The sequence below is a fragment of the Dyella mobilis genome (assembly GCF_016904945.1).
Lineage (GTDB): Bacteria > Pseudomonadota > Gammaproteobacteria > Xanthomonadales > Rhodanobacteraceae > Dyella_B > Dyella_B mobilis.
The window spans coordinates 1-15,096 of sequence record NZ_JADIKF010000040.1 but is presented as its reverse complement, the minus strand read 5'-3'; the positions used below and the strand labels follow the sequence as shown (position 1 = coordinate 15,096).

Sequence of the window (15,096 nt, the reverse complement as noted above, 5' to 3'; positions counted from 1 at the left end):
AGGGATGACCCGGTAGGTGAGAGCAACAAGAACCCTGGCCGGTGCCGCGAGACGGCGCCGGAGCGATCGCTTCGGTTTGTAGGCCGGCTGCCGGCGCTAGCCGAGCCCTATGGGGACGAACGATGCGCTCGTTACGTCGGTGCCCTTGATGGTGACGAAGGTGTTCTGCATGGTCATCAATCCGCCTGAGTCGATGTTGCCAATTCGATCGCTTTAGCTTGAACACACACACGCTGGCGCCGCAGTCGGCACGTGGGCGACTGCGGCAAAGTGACGCTCGTCAGGTGCAGGCGCGCCGGGGAGCGCCTGGGCTTGCTACGTAAAACATCACTGCAAAGATCACTGCCGTTTTGAATTGCCACACCAGATAGTTTTGAAAAACAAATGTCGCGAATTAAAGAAACTGCAAAGATGGAAAGCTTTTCGTTTTATTGCGTCACGAAAGTGCAGTGCACGTGGACGCCCGCAATTTGCGAACCGAAGCATACGAATCGAATGTGAATTCCTTGTGTCTTGATCCGCACGAAGTGCATCGAATGCATCGTCATTGCACGCGATTGCACGTGAGCGAGTTGGCAACTCGAGAATTCTCGTGCGTATGGATTGATTGCGCTTTGATCGCGTGCGCGGCTGTCACGTGCATCGTGCATGCTGTGTCTCGACGAAATTTTCGCGTTTCGCATGCGTTGATATGTGATCGCAATACAAGCTTTAGTTCTTACGAGAAGGATTCGTGCAGGGCATGAAGAGCGAAAATATCTTGCGCCACTCTGGGTTCATGCGGCTGCTTGCAGGGTCTTCAGCGACGCTGTTGGGCGACCAGTTCACGATGATCGCGATCCCCTGGCTGGTGCTGCATCTCACGCACGACAGCATGGTGCTCGGCACGGTGATGGCGTGCGTCGGTTTTCCCCGCGTGGCGTTGTTGCTGGTGGCGGGTGTGCTGGTGGATCGCTATTCGCCGCGCGCGGCATTGATGGCTTCATCGTTGATCGGCGCGATCGTGCTCAGCGTATTCGGCACTTTGGTGCTGGCCCATGCGATGACCGTGCACTGGATGTATGTGTTCGCTGCGGTGATGGGCGTGGTGGGTTCGTTCACCATTCCTGCGCGTATGTCGATGCTGCCGCGACTGGTCGAGCCTGCCCAGCTGCAAGCGGCCAATTCAATGATGATGGCAGCGAGCCAGGGGTCGATCCTGATTGGGCCGATTCTCGCGGGCTTGTTGAGCGCCACGCAAAAAGGTCTGGGTGTTGCATTCCTGGTCGATGGCGTCTGCTTCTTGATTGCGGCGGTCACCGTTCCGCGCGTGCCGGCACACACTGCATCGGAGCCTGGTACGGAGGTGCGCCTGCTTACCTCGGTCTTCGACGGCATCAAGTGGTTGTGCAGCGATCGCACGTTGCGAACCTTGACTTGCTACTGGGCGATGGCGGCGCTGATTGCCAGCGGTCCGGTGCAGGTGGGCCTTCCCATTCTCGTGCAGCAACAATTGGGAATGGGCAGCGCGGTGTTCGGCGTACTGATTTCAGTGAACGGCTTCGGTCAGTTGGCCGGCGTAGCGCTCTCCGGTCTGCGCTTGCTGAAGGCGATTCCGCTCGGCATCGCGGTATGCATGATCGACCTGATTGCCGGCCTGGCGATGTTCGGCATGGGCGTGAATCACCTGCTTGCGGTGAGCGTGGCGCTGATGCTGACCCTCGGCATGGGCATGGGCTTCGTGCAGGTGAGTCTTTACACCTGGATCCAGAACCGCATTCCGAAGCAGATGCTTGGCCGCATCGTGAGCATTCTTACGCTGATCATGACCGGCGTGTCGCCGCTTTCGGCGTTGTTGACCGGCGTGCTTACGCATTACATCTCCATGCCGCAGCTGTTCGTGATCGGCGGCGGGTTGCTTTCGAGTCTTGCGCTGCTGTCGATGCTGATGAGCCGCACGATACGCAGCGTGCAAGCGGTTTCCTGATCATGAGGTCGGTGCCCGATGAGTGCCTATAAGAATCCGTGGTTCCAGGTGTGGTCTCCTTCGCCGTCGGCGCGGTTGAGGCTCTTCTGTTTTCCTTATGCGGGCGGCAGCGCCAGCGTGTTCCACGAGTGGCCGGCGGCGCTGTCGCGCGACATCGAAGTGGTGGCGCTGCAATATCCCGGCCGGGGGCATCGTTTCGGCGAGCCGTTGATTTCCAGCTGCGTCTCCATGGTGTCGGCGCTGTTGCCGAACATCGTGCCCTGGCTGGGCAAGCCTTATGCGTTCTTCGGGCACAGCAACGGCGGCCTGTTGAGTTTCGAGTTGGCGCAGACTCTGCAGCGTGCGGGCTATCCCGGCCCGGTGCATCATTTTCTGTCCGGCAAGTCGCCGGTGCATCGGCCGCGTCGGCGCGAAGCCTTGCATCCATTGCCTGACGATGCGTTCCTGGGGAAGGTGGCCGAGATGGGCGGCACGCCGCGCGAGTTCATCGAAGACCCGGAATTGATGCGCATCTTTCTGCCTATTCTGCGCGCCGATTTTGCCTTGAGCGAGACCTATACTTACGCCTGGAAAAATACGCGACTGCGCACCGACGCCAGCGTGCTGTATGGCCTGCAAGACGATGCCTATGCGGAAGGCGACCTGTCTGCATGGTCGGAGTTGATCGACGGCAAGCTCGATAGCGAGGCTTACGACGGCGATCATTTTTTCATCCACAGCCATCGTCAGGACGTGATGCGGTTTGTCAACGACACGCTGCAGTCGCGCCTGGCAAATGCTCGCGGCGAGCGGCGCTACGCCTGAATCCGGTCACTATCTGCGTTACGAGGGGATCATCATGAGCGAAGCCATCGCGGAACGCTTTTCGCTGTCTGCGCGCAGTCTTCAATTGATCGGCGGCATGCCGCTGCTGCTCGAAGTCGATGCGGAAGGGTTGGGTGCGGCTGACTGGGCGCGGCATCACCATGGTGCCATCCAGGCCATTCTCCAAGAGCGCGGCGCGGTGCTGCTGCGCGGTCTGGATTTGCCCGATGGTGCCGGCTTCGGCCAGGTATTGTCGGCTTTGTTTGGCGGCGAGCTGATCGAGTACGTATACCGCTCCACACCACGCACGGAAGTGCAGGGCCGCGTCTATACCGCGACGGAATATCCGGCTGGCGAAGTGATTCCGCAGCACAACGAAAATGCCTACGCGCGAAGTTGGCCGCTGCGCATCGGCTTTCTCTGCGTGCAGCCGGCCGAGCGGGGCGGGGAAACGCCGATAGGCAACAGTCGTGCGGTGTATCGGGCGATTCCTGCGGCGATCCGCGAAAAGTTCGAGCGAAAGGGCGTGATGTACGTACGCAACTATTCGCAGCTGGATCTGCCCTGGAGCGAGGTGTTCCAGACCGACGACCGCGGCGAAGTGGAGACCTATTGTCGAGACAACGAACTGGAGTGGGAGTGGTTGGACGACGATGGCCTGCGTACACGCCAGGTCAATCCGGCCACGGCGCTGCATCCGGTGACCGGCGAAACGCTGTGGTTCAATCAGGCGCATCTGTTCCACGTCTCCAATCTCGATCCGGAGGTGGCCGCGACCATGATCGAACTGTTTGGGGAGGAAAACCTGCCGCGCAACGCTTATTACGGTGACGGTTCGCCGATCGAGCCGGAGGCGCTGCAGGCCATTCGCGACATTTACCGGAGCACCAGGTTGGTGTTTCCCTGGCAGCGCAACGATCTGCTGCTGCTCGACAACATGCTGTTCACGCATGGCCGCGAATCGTATGGCGGCGCCCGCAAGGTGCTTACCGGCATGGCGTGCCCCAATCGCTGAGGGGTTCTTCAAGACGCCGGTGTCCGCCTGTCCATCGCAGTGTCCGCGGACACTGCGATGCGGTCGCCGTTCCTGCGCATGGCGCTGACGCGCAAGAGATTTTATCCTTCTGTCCGGGCTGGCACGTGATTTGCTGCGAGTCGGCTGTGGGGCTGGCGTTGTCCGTTACCGGAAGCGCCGCACCCAACGCGAGCCGCCTGCGGGATAGAAGGAGTGGGGATGTTCGGTTATTACGTGCAACTGGCGTTTCAGAGCCTGCGACGCAACAGGGTGCTCACCGCGCTGATGATATTGGCCATTGCCGTGGGCATCGGCGCCAGCATGACGACGCTTACGGTGATGCGCATTCTCTCCGGCGATCCGCTTCCGGGACGCAGCGCGCAAATCTTCTATCCGCAGGTGGATGCGAATCCCGACGTTACCAGCCACGGTCCTTACGATTTGCTCGATTACCGTTCCGCGATGGACCTCTGGTCGGCCCATCGCGCGGATCGGCAAGCGCTGGTTGCCGCAGGCGATGTCCACCTGGTGGCCCCGCATACCGACGTTCCGGCGCTGAAGCTGTCCATGCTGACGACAACGGCGGACTTCTTTTCGATGTTCAACGTGCCGTTCCAATACGGCCAGCCCTGGGGCGATGCGGAGGACGCGTCGCGGGCAAGGGTGGCGGTCATCTCCGACGATCTGAATAACAAGCTGTTTGCGGGCGCCAACAGCGTCGGTCGCACGATCCGCCTGCACGACAACGACGTGCGTATCATCGGCGTACTCAAGCCGTGGCGTCCGTCGCCGCTTTTCTATGACGTGGGCGGCGGCCGTTTTGCGGACGGCGATACGGGGGATTTCTACAGCAAGCCGCAGGACGTGATGGTTCCGTTTTCTACCGGGCAGGACATCAATCGCAATCACTTCGATATTTTCACCTGCTATCGTCTTTACGACGGGAAAAGCAACGAGCAGACCTCGCCTTGCGTGTGGGTGAGGTTGTGGGTGCAACTGGGCGATGCGTCCAAGGTTACGGCCTACCGGCGTTTCGTGGCCGATTATGCCGCCCAGCAGAAAGCGCTCGGACGGATCGGCCGTGCCGACGACACGCGCATGATGAACCTGATGCAATGGCTGGATTTCAACCACGTAGTGCCGGGCGACGTGCGCCTGGAAACGTGGCTGGCGCTCGCCTTCCTGATCATCTGCCTGTTCAATACGGTGGGCTTGTTGTTGGCGAAGTTCCTGCAGCGCGGTCCTGAAATAGGCGTTCGACGCGCGCTGGGGGCCTCACGTGCGGCGGTGTTCGCACAATGTCTGGTGGAATCGTCGGTGGTCGGTTTGCTGGGTGGCTTCGGCGGCTGGCTGCTCACGTTGCTGGGCTTGTGGATCGTGCGGCGACAACCGACAGCCTATGCGGACCTGGTGCACCTGGATCTGGCGATGTTCCTGGCGACCCTGGCGTTGTCCATGGCAGCCACGCTTTGCGCGGGCATTCTGCCGGCCTTCCGTGCCAGCCGCGTAACGCCGGCGCTGCAACTGAAAACCACCTGAGGATGTCTGCGATGCAGATTGCGCCGATACTTGCCGCCCTTCGCCGCCATCGTCTGGCCACGATGCTGATTGCCATGGAGATCGCGCTGGCCTGCGCGGTGTTGTGCAACGCCTGCTTCCTGATCGTCACCCGGCTCGATCAGATCCACATCCTCAGCGGGGTGGACGAAGCCTCGCTGGGCCAGATCCAGGTCGATTGCAGCAACGACTGCAATGAAGTCGATCTCAATGCCCGTCTGCTGTCGGCGATCGGCCAGGTCCCCGGCGTGCAATCGGTCAGCGTGATCAACCAGGTGCCGTTTGGCGAGCATGCCGGCACGGTCGGCATTACATTGGATCCGGAAGGCCACAAAGAAGGCGGCGTCGTCGATTTTTACCTCGGCGGACCAGGCAGCTTCAAGGCATTGGGATTGACGCTGCTGAAGGGTTCCGTGCCTGCGGCGGGCGACTATCAGGCCCTGGACGGTTTCGCTCCGGCCAATGCATCGGTCTGGGTGACTGCCGAATTGGCCGAGCATCTGTGGCCAGGCGAAGACCCGATGGGTCACGAATTCTGGGTGGATAAATTCCACTATCGTGTGGCCGGCGTGCTGCAGCATCTGGTGCGGCCCAACGGCGGCGAAGGCGGTCCGAGCACGCGCGGCTGGTCGGTATTCGTTCCCGCAGTGCCGGGCAAGGGGCTGTCAGGCAACTACCTGGTTCGCGCCCAGCCCGATCAATTGCAACGGGTGTTGCGCGATGCGCGCGACGCGGCGGTGAAAGCGGCCCCCGAAGCCGTGCTCGATCGCGAGCAGAGCCGGTCGGTCGGCGATCTGCGCAAATCCTATTCCGAGCAGGATGTGGCCATGACCGGCATTCTGGTCGGCGTGATCGGCGCGCTGTTGCTGGTGACTGCGCTGGGCATCGTGGGACTGGCCAGCTTCTGGGTGGCGCAACGGCGCAGGCAGATCGGCGTGCGTCGCGCCCTGGGTGCAACGCGGCGCGACATCTTGCATTACTTCCAGACCGAGAACTTCCTGATCGTCAGCATGGGCGTGGCGGTGGGCATGGTGCTCGCCTATGGATTGAATCTCTGGCTGATGCAGTCTTACGAATTGCCGCGCCTGCCCGTGTACTACCTGCCGGTGGGCGTGGTGGCGCTGTGGCTGCTGGGGCAGCTTGCCGTGCTTGCACCGGCGCTGCGCGCCGCGGCGGTGCCGCCGGTGGTTGCCACGCGAACCTGATGGATGTCAGCCTATGGGCTGGCATGAGCGCCTGGCAAGGGACTGACACTCGATGAATCAAGCCGCTGTTTCGGGGATCCGGCGCGATAGCCGCAATCTCTACATCGACGCGCTGCGCGGAATGTCGATCCTGCTGGTGATGCTGCTGCACTACAACCTGGCGTACCGGCTGGTATCCAGCCCGTTGCAGGAATGGATTCCCGTTTCGACGCTGCACGCGCTGTTTTACAACGGAAACTACGGCGTCGACATTTTCTTCGTCATCTCCGGCTTTCTGATCACCTCCAATATTCTGGTGCGCTACCAGACGCTGGCTGGCATCGATGCGATGCATTTCTACAAGCTGCGCTTTTTCCGGCTGTATCCGCTGGTGGTGATCGCGTTGGCGATCATCACCGCATTGGGATTGGCGGGGTTGTCCAATTTCGCCAACGCGAAGCACCACGTAAGCCTGGGCAACGGCTTCTTCGTCATCGCCGATCTTTCCGTGTTGACGTTCTGGCACAACATCCTCATGGAGAGCGTCGGCTACTTCAACTACGCCATGAACATCTACTGGTCGCTGTCAGTGGAAGAGGTGTTCTATCTGTTGTATCCCTTGTTGCTGTTGGTTGCGCGCCGCCGCTGGCAACTGGTGGTGCTGGCCTGCCTGGGGATGGTGGTTGCGCCGATTTACCGCCAGATCCACCGCGACGACGAGCTGTTCTATCTCTACGGCAATCTGGCATGCGTGGACATGCTCACCTACGGCTGTGTGGCGGCCATCGTGGCAAGCCGGCTGAAACTGGCCAAGGCTCCGGGAAACCTCGTCGCCGTGCTGGCCTGTGTGGCGATGGGCTGGGTCTATATGCGCGGCATCAGTGGCAACGAGGCGCTCGGCGGCACCTTCATGGGTATCGCTGCGGCAGCCTTTCTCGTCGCCGTTTCCGGTCTGTCGGCGGGCGGGTTGTTCCGTCGGGCGGCAGGGCCGCTCACCTGGCTCGGGGCGCACAGCTACGAGCTGTACCTGTTCCACATCGTGGTGTTGGGCATTGTGTATGACTGGATTCCGCGCGCGGACATGACGGTGGAACACAAACTGCCGATACTTGCGGCGTTTTTCGTCTTGTCGGCTGCATTGGCCTGGCTGGCGGCGCGATTCTGCGGAGATCCCTTGAATCGCTGGCTGCGCATGCGCTTCGTCAAAGGCGCGGCGGGTGCGCGTGGCGTAAAGAGCGTGCTATCCAGCGACGCGATCTGAGGACGCGTGCCGGTTTGGCACGTGTCCCCGGAATGCCTTGTTACGCTTCGGCGCCGGTCTCGGGCAATGCAAGCGTGTGATGGGTGTGGCGCACCTTGGCTTGCAGATAACGCAGGTTGTGTTTTCCGGAAAACAGCCCGGTGGGCTGGACTGCGGCCACCTCGATGCCCAGGGCCTGCAATTGCCGGCGCTTCTCCGGGTTGTTGGTGACCAGGGTGATGCGCGTAATGCCGAGTGCCTTGAGCATGTCGGCGGCAGCCGTGTAATCGCGTTCGTCATCGCCGTGGCCGAGTGCGCGATTGGCCTCGAACGTATCGTGGCCTTGTTCCTGCAGGCGATAGGCGTCCAGCTTGCCGTACAGGCCTATGCCGCGGCCTTCCTGCCGCATATAGAGGAGGTAGCCGCCTTCTTCGTGCAGGCGGCGCAGCGATTCCTGCAGTTGCGGGCCACAGTCGCAACGGGCGGAGCCGAATACGTCGCCGCTCATGCATTCGGAGTGGAGCCTGACCAGCGGCGCCTCGGCATCGGCGTTTCCGAAGCGCAGCGCCACGTGTTCCTTGCCGTCGGAGAGGCCATGGAAACTGTAAATGGTGCTGGCGGCTTCGCGGCCGTCGGCCAGATGGATCGGCAACTGCGCAGCGGTGCGCACGGATGGCACATCCTTGAGCGGAACGACTTGTGCGCATGAGGCGGTCATGATCGGCTTCTCTTCATGGGCGCGTAAGGCCCGGCAACCCGCCAACAGGTGGGGGCGGTTGCCATGATATCCAGGGTGAGGCGGGCTGAATCGGCTTCCTGGCGAAACAGTGAGTTCGCTTTTCGTCGGACGGGGCGCTCTACCAGGGAACCGTTCGCCCCAGATAGTCGAGATACTGCAGGCCGGGCTTGCCCTGCGTGCCAAGGAGTGTGCCGACCAGGTTGGGAATGCTGTCCTCGATGGTCAGCGGGGCGTCCGACCCGCCCATCTCGGTGCGGACCCAGCCCGGCGCCATCAGCGCCATGGCGCGCCGGCTTGCCTGGTGGCGTGCCGCGAAGCTGCGCATGAAGGTGTTGAGGGCGGCCTTGCTGCCGCGGTACACCTCTCGCATGCCCATGGTGTTGTTGGTGACGCTGCCTTGGCCGGAGGACATCACCCCGATGATGCCGTCGTCGGCGACCAGCGGGTGCAGCGCTTCCACCACCCGCAGCGGGCTCAGCGCGTTGGTCACCATGACGCGGGTGAATTCTTCCGTCGACACCTCGCCGACCGTTTCACTGGGATTGTTGGTGATGCCGGCATTGACGAACAGTACGTCGAATACCCTGTGGGCGAGGCGGGAGCGAAGCGCGGCGATCTGGTCCTGCTGCGTGATATCGAGATGTTCGATCTCGACGCGTTGCGGATAACGCTGCGACAGCTCGTGCAGCGGGGTCGCCGGGCCTCGAACGGTTCCGGTTACGGTCCAGTCCCGCTTCAGGAATTCTTCGGCCATGGCATGGCCGAGACCGCGCGATGCGCCGATCAACAGCACGCTTTTGCGCGACGTGGCGGATGTATCTGGGGATGTGGTCACGAGGTACCTCTTGGAGCTTGGTGGCAATGAGCATCACCGCATGCGGCCAGGCTTGCATCAGAGATGTGCGTCAGGCTGGATGCGTTGGAGAAATTCGTAACGCGTTGCGTTCTTGTCGACGGTCGCGTGCGTATCGGCGCCGATGACCTGGCGCATCAGGCCGCCGTTATCGCTCGTGGCAGCGGGCCAGTTCGGCAGGCCGGCGCCGTTGGGGTCGCCAGTCTTGATGAAATTTGCCCAGTAGCCTTCCATGATATCCGACACGCGGCGATCGGTAGCCGTCCACGCAAAAACGGCATTGCCGGGCAAGTTGCCGAGCGCGTATTCGATCTCGCCGCTGTGCACCGCGCCGGGATCGGGCCCCGCGCTGCCGTCGCGTCTGGCCGGGCGCGGCTGGTTGAAGTAGTAGTAATACACCGGCGCGTTTCCAGTCTGGCGCTGCGCCTGCATCCAGCGCCAGGTCGACATCGCAATGAACTCGTCGCCGGCATAGGCGGTGGCAGAAGTTTCGACGTCGGCCTGGGTGGTGGCGGGGTAGAGCTGCAGCGCCTCGGCAGCGTGCCGACCCCATTTCTTTTTCATGGCGGCGCGATAGTTTGCAAGCGTCGGCGCGCGGTCGTTCAGCAGGCTCTTGTAATAGCCTTCCTGCGAGTTCGAGCCGACCAGCAGCGGAATGTGCGCCTGGTCGCCGGACTGAAAAATGGCTTCGGGCGAGCGAGGTAGAAAGTAGCCGTCGATGGTCGGCATGAACTCCGGCACATTTTTTTTGCCGGCGACCTTGAGCAGGCTTTCGGCGCTGGTTGCGCGCAGTTGTTCCAGCGAGCGTGCGCCGACGAGGCGTTCGAAGTTCTTGCCTTCGCGCTCCGCCTGCGCCAAGGGTCTTGGCTTGAGATTGCCCAGAACCGCACCGCTTTCGCCGATCGCTTGCTGCATCAGTCCCTTGGACAGCGGCGAGGCCATCTGCGCCGACACCGACATGGAGCCGGCCGACTCGCCGCCAATGGTCACCTTGCCAGGGTCGCCGCCAAAAGCGGCGATATTGCGTCGAACCCAGCGCAGGGCTGCGTTCTGGTCGAGCAAGCCGTAGTTGCCGGTAGCATGCTCGGGCGACTCGGCGGCCAGCGCCGGCAAGGCGAGGAAACCGAATACGTCCAGCCGATAATTGACGGTAACCGTGACGATGCCGCGCTGGGCCAGGCTCGCGCCGTCATAACGCAGTTCGGAACCATCGCCTGCAGTGAACCCGCCGCCATAGAAATACACCAGCACTGGCAGCTTTGCGCTCGCACTGTGCGCAGGCGCCCACACGTTGAGATACAGACAGTCTTCGCTTACGCCGTCGGAGCGAAACACCATGTCGCTGTACATCGCGCGCTGCATGCAACGCGGGCCGAAATGATCGGCTTGGCGCACGCCGGGCCACGCGGCCGCGGGTTGCGGCGGTTTCCAGCGCAGGGGTCCGATCGGCGGCGCGGCATACGGGATGCCTTTGAATTCGTTCAAGTCGATGCTGGCGTCATAGATGCCCGATAACCGCCCGCTCGCGACGTTTGCGATGGGTGCGGGATTGGAGGCCAATGCGGATGCTGCGGGCAACGAGCCGGCCAGCGCGAGGACGAAGCAACAGGTGCGGATGAATGTGGTGGACATGGTCCGGAACTTGGGATGGAGGATGCTGAGCATCGGGAAACTTACTTCACTTTGGCGCGCAGGTGTTTTTTGAAAGCCACCTTGCCGGAGGGGAAGACATCACGAGACACCCTGGCATTGCAAGGATCCGCTGCGACACACCAAGAAAGATCACAAGCGGGCGTGGCGGATTTATGATGCGAGCCTGTGCGCGCAAGGTTCGGCGTGACAGTAGATTCGTGAACCTGCGGTCCACGTTGAAGGGTGCGTCATCCGTGCGCATAGGGGGTTTTAGATGATTTTCGCTATGGATGGGGACGAATGTTTACCAATTGGGTGACTTCGATAGCCGCGACTGCCGGTCAGCGCCATGGGCGCTGGCGGCACATCGCGTGCGCGGCATGGCTGGGCCTGCTGTGCCTGCTGCCGTCCGCGGCCTTTGCCGCCCAGCTTCCGCTTACGAGCTATGACCAGGCTAGCGGGCTGACCAGTCTTTCGGTCGTTCGTCTCTATCAGGATCGTGAAGGGTTTGTGTGGGTCGGTACCGAAAAGGGCCTGTATCGATTCGATGGCATGGCCTTCGATCAGATCGGCGCGGACGAGGGGTTCCAGGTTTCCGAAGTCATCAGCTTCGCCGAGGATGCCAAAGGGCGTTTGTGGGTGGGTTCGCGCGCCGGCCTGCAATTGCGCGAGAACGGGCATTTCGGCTGGGTCCGCCCCAATGGCAAGCCGCTGGTGACCGATCGCGGGCAGACGCTGGCGATCGACGATGACGGTAGTACCTGGCTGGTGAGCGGCAATCATCTGTTTTTGCTGAGCACGGATGCCCAGGGGCATTGGCAGATCCGTTCGCCTTTCAGCGACCAGCAATTGCGCGATATCCCCGAACTTAGCAAGGTCAACGGGGTATTTCATCGCCGCGGAACGACCTGGTTCGGCTGCGGCACCGAGCTGTGCAGCTTGCGCAACGAACAACTGCGCCGCTATGGCCCGAGCGCGAATGTCCCGGCCGACAAGTGGGTAGGATTCCTCGGCGCCAGCGATGGCAGCCTGTGGGTGCGCGGCATGCATGGCGTGCTCGTATTGCCCAATGGCAGCGATGCATTCGTTGCGCGCGACATGCCCGGCAACAGCGCCGACGTGGCCGCGTCGAGCATCGACATCGTGCAGGATCGCGAAGGCCGCGTGCTGACCCGCAGCCTGTTCGGCCTGGCGCGCTGGAATGGCCAGCGCTGGGAGCTGTACGGCACCGACGACGGCTTGCCCAAGGTGGGCGTGTCGTCTTTGATCGTGGATCAGGACGACACCATCTGGATCGGCACCTATGGCCGGGGCCTGCTGCATTGGAGCAGCCGCGACGCCGTGGAGAACTGGACCGCAGCGCAGGGCTTGAGCGGCACCTTGATCTGGTCGATCACGCGCGCGCGCTCCGGCGCGGTATGGGTTGCCGACGACTGGGGCGGAAGCGTGATCGAACCGTCCCAGGATCGCGCCAAACCGTGGCCGCTGAAGGTGCCGCCGCCACAGCAGGCACGCACGGTGCTGGCTGCGGCAGACGGCTCGGTGTGGTACTTCCTGTTCGACGGACGCGTGCTGCGTTACGACCCCGCACGGGGCGATACCCGCTTGGTGGTCACGCTGCCGTTCCTGGTTCGCGGCGCTTTCCAGGATAGCCATGGGCGATTCTGGGCATACACGCTGGGAGGCCTGTATGGCGTCGATCCGCAAAGCGGAGGGATGGAGCGTGCGGCGCCGGGACTGATTCCCACCTCAATGTGCTCGGACCTGGCAGAAGACGGCGACGGCCGCCTCTGGGCGGCATGCAGTTCGGGATTGTTCCGTTATGCCGCCGGGCAGTGGAGCAGGGTGCACGTGCTGCCGCAGGAAAGCCCGAGCGGATACGAGAGCGTGCAAGTCACTCCCGATGGCCGCTTGTGGCTGGGTACGCTGCAGCCGGGCCTGCTGGTGAGCAAGGTCGGCGATGCGGACAGCTTGAGCGTGGCGCCCGTGGCCGATTCGCTGATAGCCGATTCCCGCGTGTACTTTTTGCGTACCGATCATCGCGGACGCCTGTGGATGGGCGGCAACAGCGGCGTGGACGTGCTGGACGGAGAGCGCTGGACGCGCCTGGACACGCGCGACGGCCTGCTCTGGGACGAAACCAATCACGGCGCCTTCTATGCAGACGATGACGGATCGGTGTGGATAGGCTCGCCGATCGGACTGACCCATCTGCTCAAACCGGATGAGCTGCTTGCGCCACGGCAGATTCATCCCCGACTGGTGTCGGCCCAATATGGCGGACGTGAACTCGGTCGACAGGGCGGGCAGGCGGATTTCGAAGCGGCCGGGGCGCTGGTGCTTCGCTTCGCCGTGCTCGGCAACAGCTCGGGCAGTCCGGTGCGCTTCCGTTATCGTCTGTCGAGCATCGACAGCGACTGGGTGGAATCGTCCGCGCGCGAGTTGCGCTACGCCGCGCTGCCTCCCGGAGACTACCGTTTCGAGCTGGAAACCGTCGACGAAAACCAACGCAGCGTGTCGTCTCCGATCAGTCTGGCCTTCACGCTGAACCCGCCTTGGTGGCGCAGCGGTCTTGCTGGCGTAGCGGCGGCTTCATTGCTGCTGGCTGTGATCGTGCTGGCCTGGCGCTGGCGCGTGCGGGTGCTGGTGAAACATGCCGAGCAACTGGAGCAGGCTGTGGCGGTGCGCACCGGACAGCTGCAGAACGCCATGCGTGCACGCAGCATGCTGCTGGCACGCATCAGCCACGACCTGCGCTCGCCGCTTGCCGGCATCATCGATTGCGTGCGGCAATGGCGCGGGGGAAGTGTTCAACGCGACTATCCGGGACTGATCGAAAGCAGCGTGCGGCAGCAGTTGGATCTGATCGACGAGTTGCTGGAATTCTCCCGCGACGAACTCGCCGACCTGGAACTGGTCGAGTCGCCCGGCTACCTGCATGCCTTTCTGCATGGCCTGGTCGAACAGGCCGGGTTGCTGGCCGAGCATCGCGGCAATCGCTTTGAATATCAGTACGCCGGAAGCCTTCCGGCGGTGGTAAAGCTGGATTTCCGGCGCTTGCGCCAGGTATTGATGAACTTGATCGGCAATGCCGCCAAGTTCACCAGCGATGGGTACATCCTGTTCACGGTGAACGCTGCGTCCGTGCAGGAGCGGCGCGTACGGCTTCATTTCGTGGTCGAAGACAGCGGGATCGGCATCGAGCCGTCCGATCGCGAGCACCTGTCGCTGCCGTTTGCCCGCGGCAGCAATGCCACATCCTTCAGCGGCTATGGCCTGGGCCTGAGCATCGTCACGCAGGTGCTGGAACGCATGAACAGCCGCCTGAATATCGAGGCTGGCCCGAGCGGCGGCAGCCGGTTCGGCTTTGTGCTGGACGTGCCGGTAGCGGAAGAGAGCGAACTGGAGCCGGACTTGCTCGAAGGCGACGACGATGCGAGTGAATTCAGCGGCGCCGGGCAGGTGATCCTGGTCGTCGACGATCAGCAGCAAAGCAGGGAGATGCTTTGCGACCTGCTGGACGGTTTCGGTTTCGAAAGCGTTCCCGCCGCCAATGGCGAACAGGCCCTTGCCTCGTTGCAGCAACGCGCGGTGAGCTTGATCGTCACGGATCAGGTGATGCCGGGCATGGATGGCTGGGCGCTGTTGCAGAGAGTGCGGCGCGACCATCCGCATTTGCCGGTGCTGCTTTATTCGTCGCTTCCGCCGCAGCGTCCGCAGAGTTCCGTAAAACTGGAATTCAACGATACGCTGCTCAAGCCGGCCAACGGGAAAGTGTTGCTGAGTCGTATTGGTCGACTGCTGGGTCAACGGTTGTCGCAAGCTTGATGCGAGGCTGGTTTGTAGGGTGGTTGGTGCGGCGTAGTCCTGAAGCTTTTTGGCGTTATGCGTTACGGATGATTTTTGGCACGCAAAAGCGAAAAGCTTTCGGTCCTGAAGGACCGGGTCACTTTCTCTTGGGTGCCCAAGAGAAAGTAACGGCAGAGTCAATCTAGAAGTGCGTCATCAATTTGATCCGCCAGATCATGACGTCCTAATGCGCGCATGAACATTTCAGCGGGACAGTGGTAGTCCAGGGTGGCGCGAGGACGAAGATTCAACCGACG

The 15,096-nt window shown here is 62.2% G+C and carries 10 protein-coding genes and 1 pseudogene; 7 read left to right on the top strand and 4 right to left on the bottom strand.

Annotation, left to right across the window (positions count from 1 at the left end):
- The first annotated feature begins 742 nt into the window (after positions 1-742).
- The 6 genes from ISS99_RS16370 to ISS99_RS16345 all read left to right on the top strand — a co-directional run bounded on the left by ISS99_RS16370 (position 743) and on the right by ISS99_RS16345 (position 7,787).
- Positions 743-1,966, top strand: a complete 1,224-nt coding sequence (locus ISS99_RS16370) for an MFS transporter (protein ID WP_204632709.1) — start codon at positions 743-745, stop codon at positions 1,964-1,966.
- Between the two features lie 18 nt (positions 1,967-1,984).
- The gene (locus ISS99_RS16365; RefSeq protein ID WP_204632708.1) at positions 1,985-2,770 is read left to right on the top strand and encodes a thioesterase II family protein; all 786 of its coding nucleotides are present in this window, start codon (positions 1,985-1,987) and stop codon (positions 2,768-2,770) included.
- 34 nt (positions 2,771-2,804) lie between these two features.
- Positions 2,805-3,785, top strand: a complete 981-nt coding sequence (locus ISS99_RS16360; protein WP_204632707.1) for a TauD/TfdA family dioxygenase — start codon at positions 2,805-2,807, stop codon at positions 3,783-3,785.
- 219 nt (positions 3,786-4,004) lie between these two features.
- Complete coding sequence (locus ISS99_RS16355) at positions 4,005-5,324, top strand: ABC transporter permease (RefSeq protein ID WP_204632706.1); 1,320 nt, start codon at positions 4,005-4,007, stop codon at positions 5,322-5,324.
- 11 nt (positions 5,325-5,335) lie between these two features.
- Positions 5,336-6,547, top strand: a complete 1,212-nt coding sequence (locus ISS99_RS16350; RefSeq protein ID WP_204632705.1) for an ABC transporter permease — start codon at positions 5,336-5,338, stop codon at positions 6,545-6,547.
- 52 nt (positions 6,548-6,599) lie between these two features.
- Positions 6,600-7,787 (top strand): acyltransferase family protein, encoded by a 1,188-nt coding sequence (locus tag ISS99_RS16345; protein ID WP_204632704.1) that lies wholly within the window; start codon positions 6,600-6,602, stop codon positions 7,785-7,787.
- Positions 7,788-7,827: 40 nt separating this feature from the next.
- Here ISS99_RS16345 and ISS99_RS16340 read toward each other — a convergent pair whose 3' ends face one another.
- The 3 genes from ISS99_RS16340 to ISS99_RS16330 all read right to left on the bottom strand — a co-directional run bounded on the left by ISS99_RS16340 (position 7,828) and on the right by ISS99_RS16330 (position 10,990).
- Positions 7,828-8,484 (bottom strand): GTP cyclohydrolase II, encoded by a 657-nt coding sequence (locus ISS99_RS16340; RefSeq protein WP_204632703.1) that lies wholly within the window; start codon positions 8,482-8,484, stop codon positions 7,828-7,830.
- A gap of 139 nt (positions 8,485-8,623) precedes the next feature.
- The gene (locus ISS99_RS16335) at positions 8,624-9,340 is read right to left on the bottom strand and encodes an SDR family NAD(P)-dependent oxidoreductase (protein WP_284343800.1); all 717 of its coding nucleotides are present in this window, start codon (positions 9,338-9,340) and stop codon (positions 8,624-8,626) included.
- Positions 9,341-9,397: 57 nt separating this feature from the next.
- A complete protein-coding gene (locus ISS99_RS16330; protein WP_204632702.1) occupies positions 9,398-10,990 on the bottom strand; it encodes a carboxylesterase/lipase family protein in 1,593 nt (530 codons plus the stop codon).
- 300 nt (positions 10,991-11,290) lie between these two features.
- Between ISS99_RS16330 and ISS99_RS16325 the strand changes: the two genes are divergently transcribed.
- Positions 11,291-14,818 (top strand): two-component regulator propeller domain-containing protein, encoded by a 3,528-nt coding sequence (locus ISS99_RS16325; RefSeq protein ID WP_204632701.1) that lies wholly within the window; start codon positions 11,291-11,293, stop codon positions 14,816-14,818.
- A 158-nt stretch (positions 14,819-14,976) separates the two neighbouring features.
- Here ISS99_RS16325 and ISS99_RS23810 read toward each other — a convergent pair.
- Positions 14,977-15,096, bottom strand: a pseudogene (locus tag ISS99_RS23810) (IS30 family transposase); the annotation flags it as partial.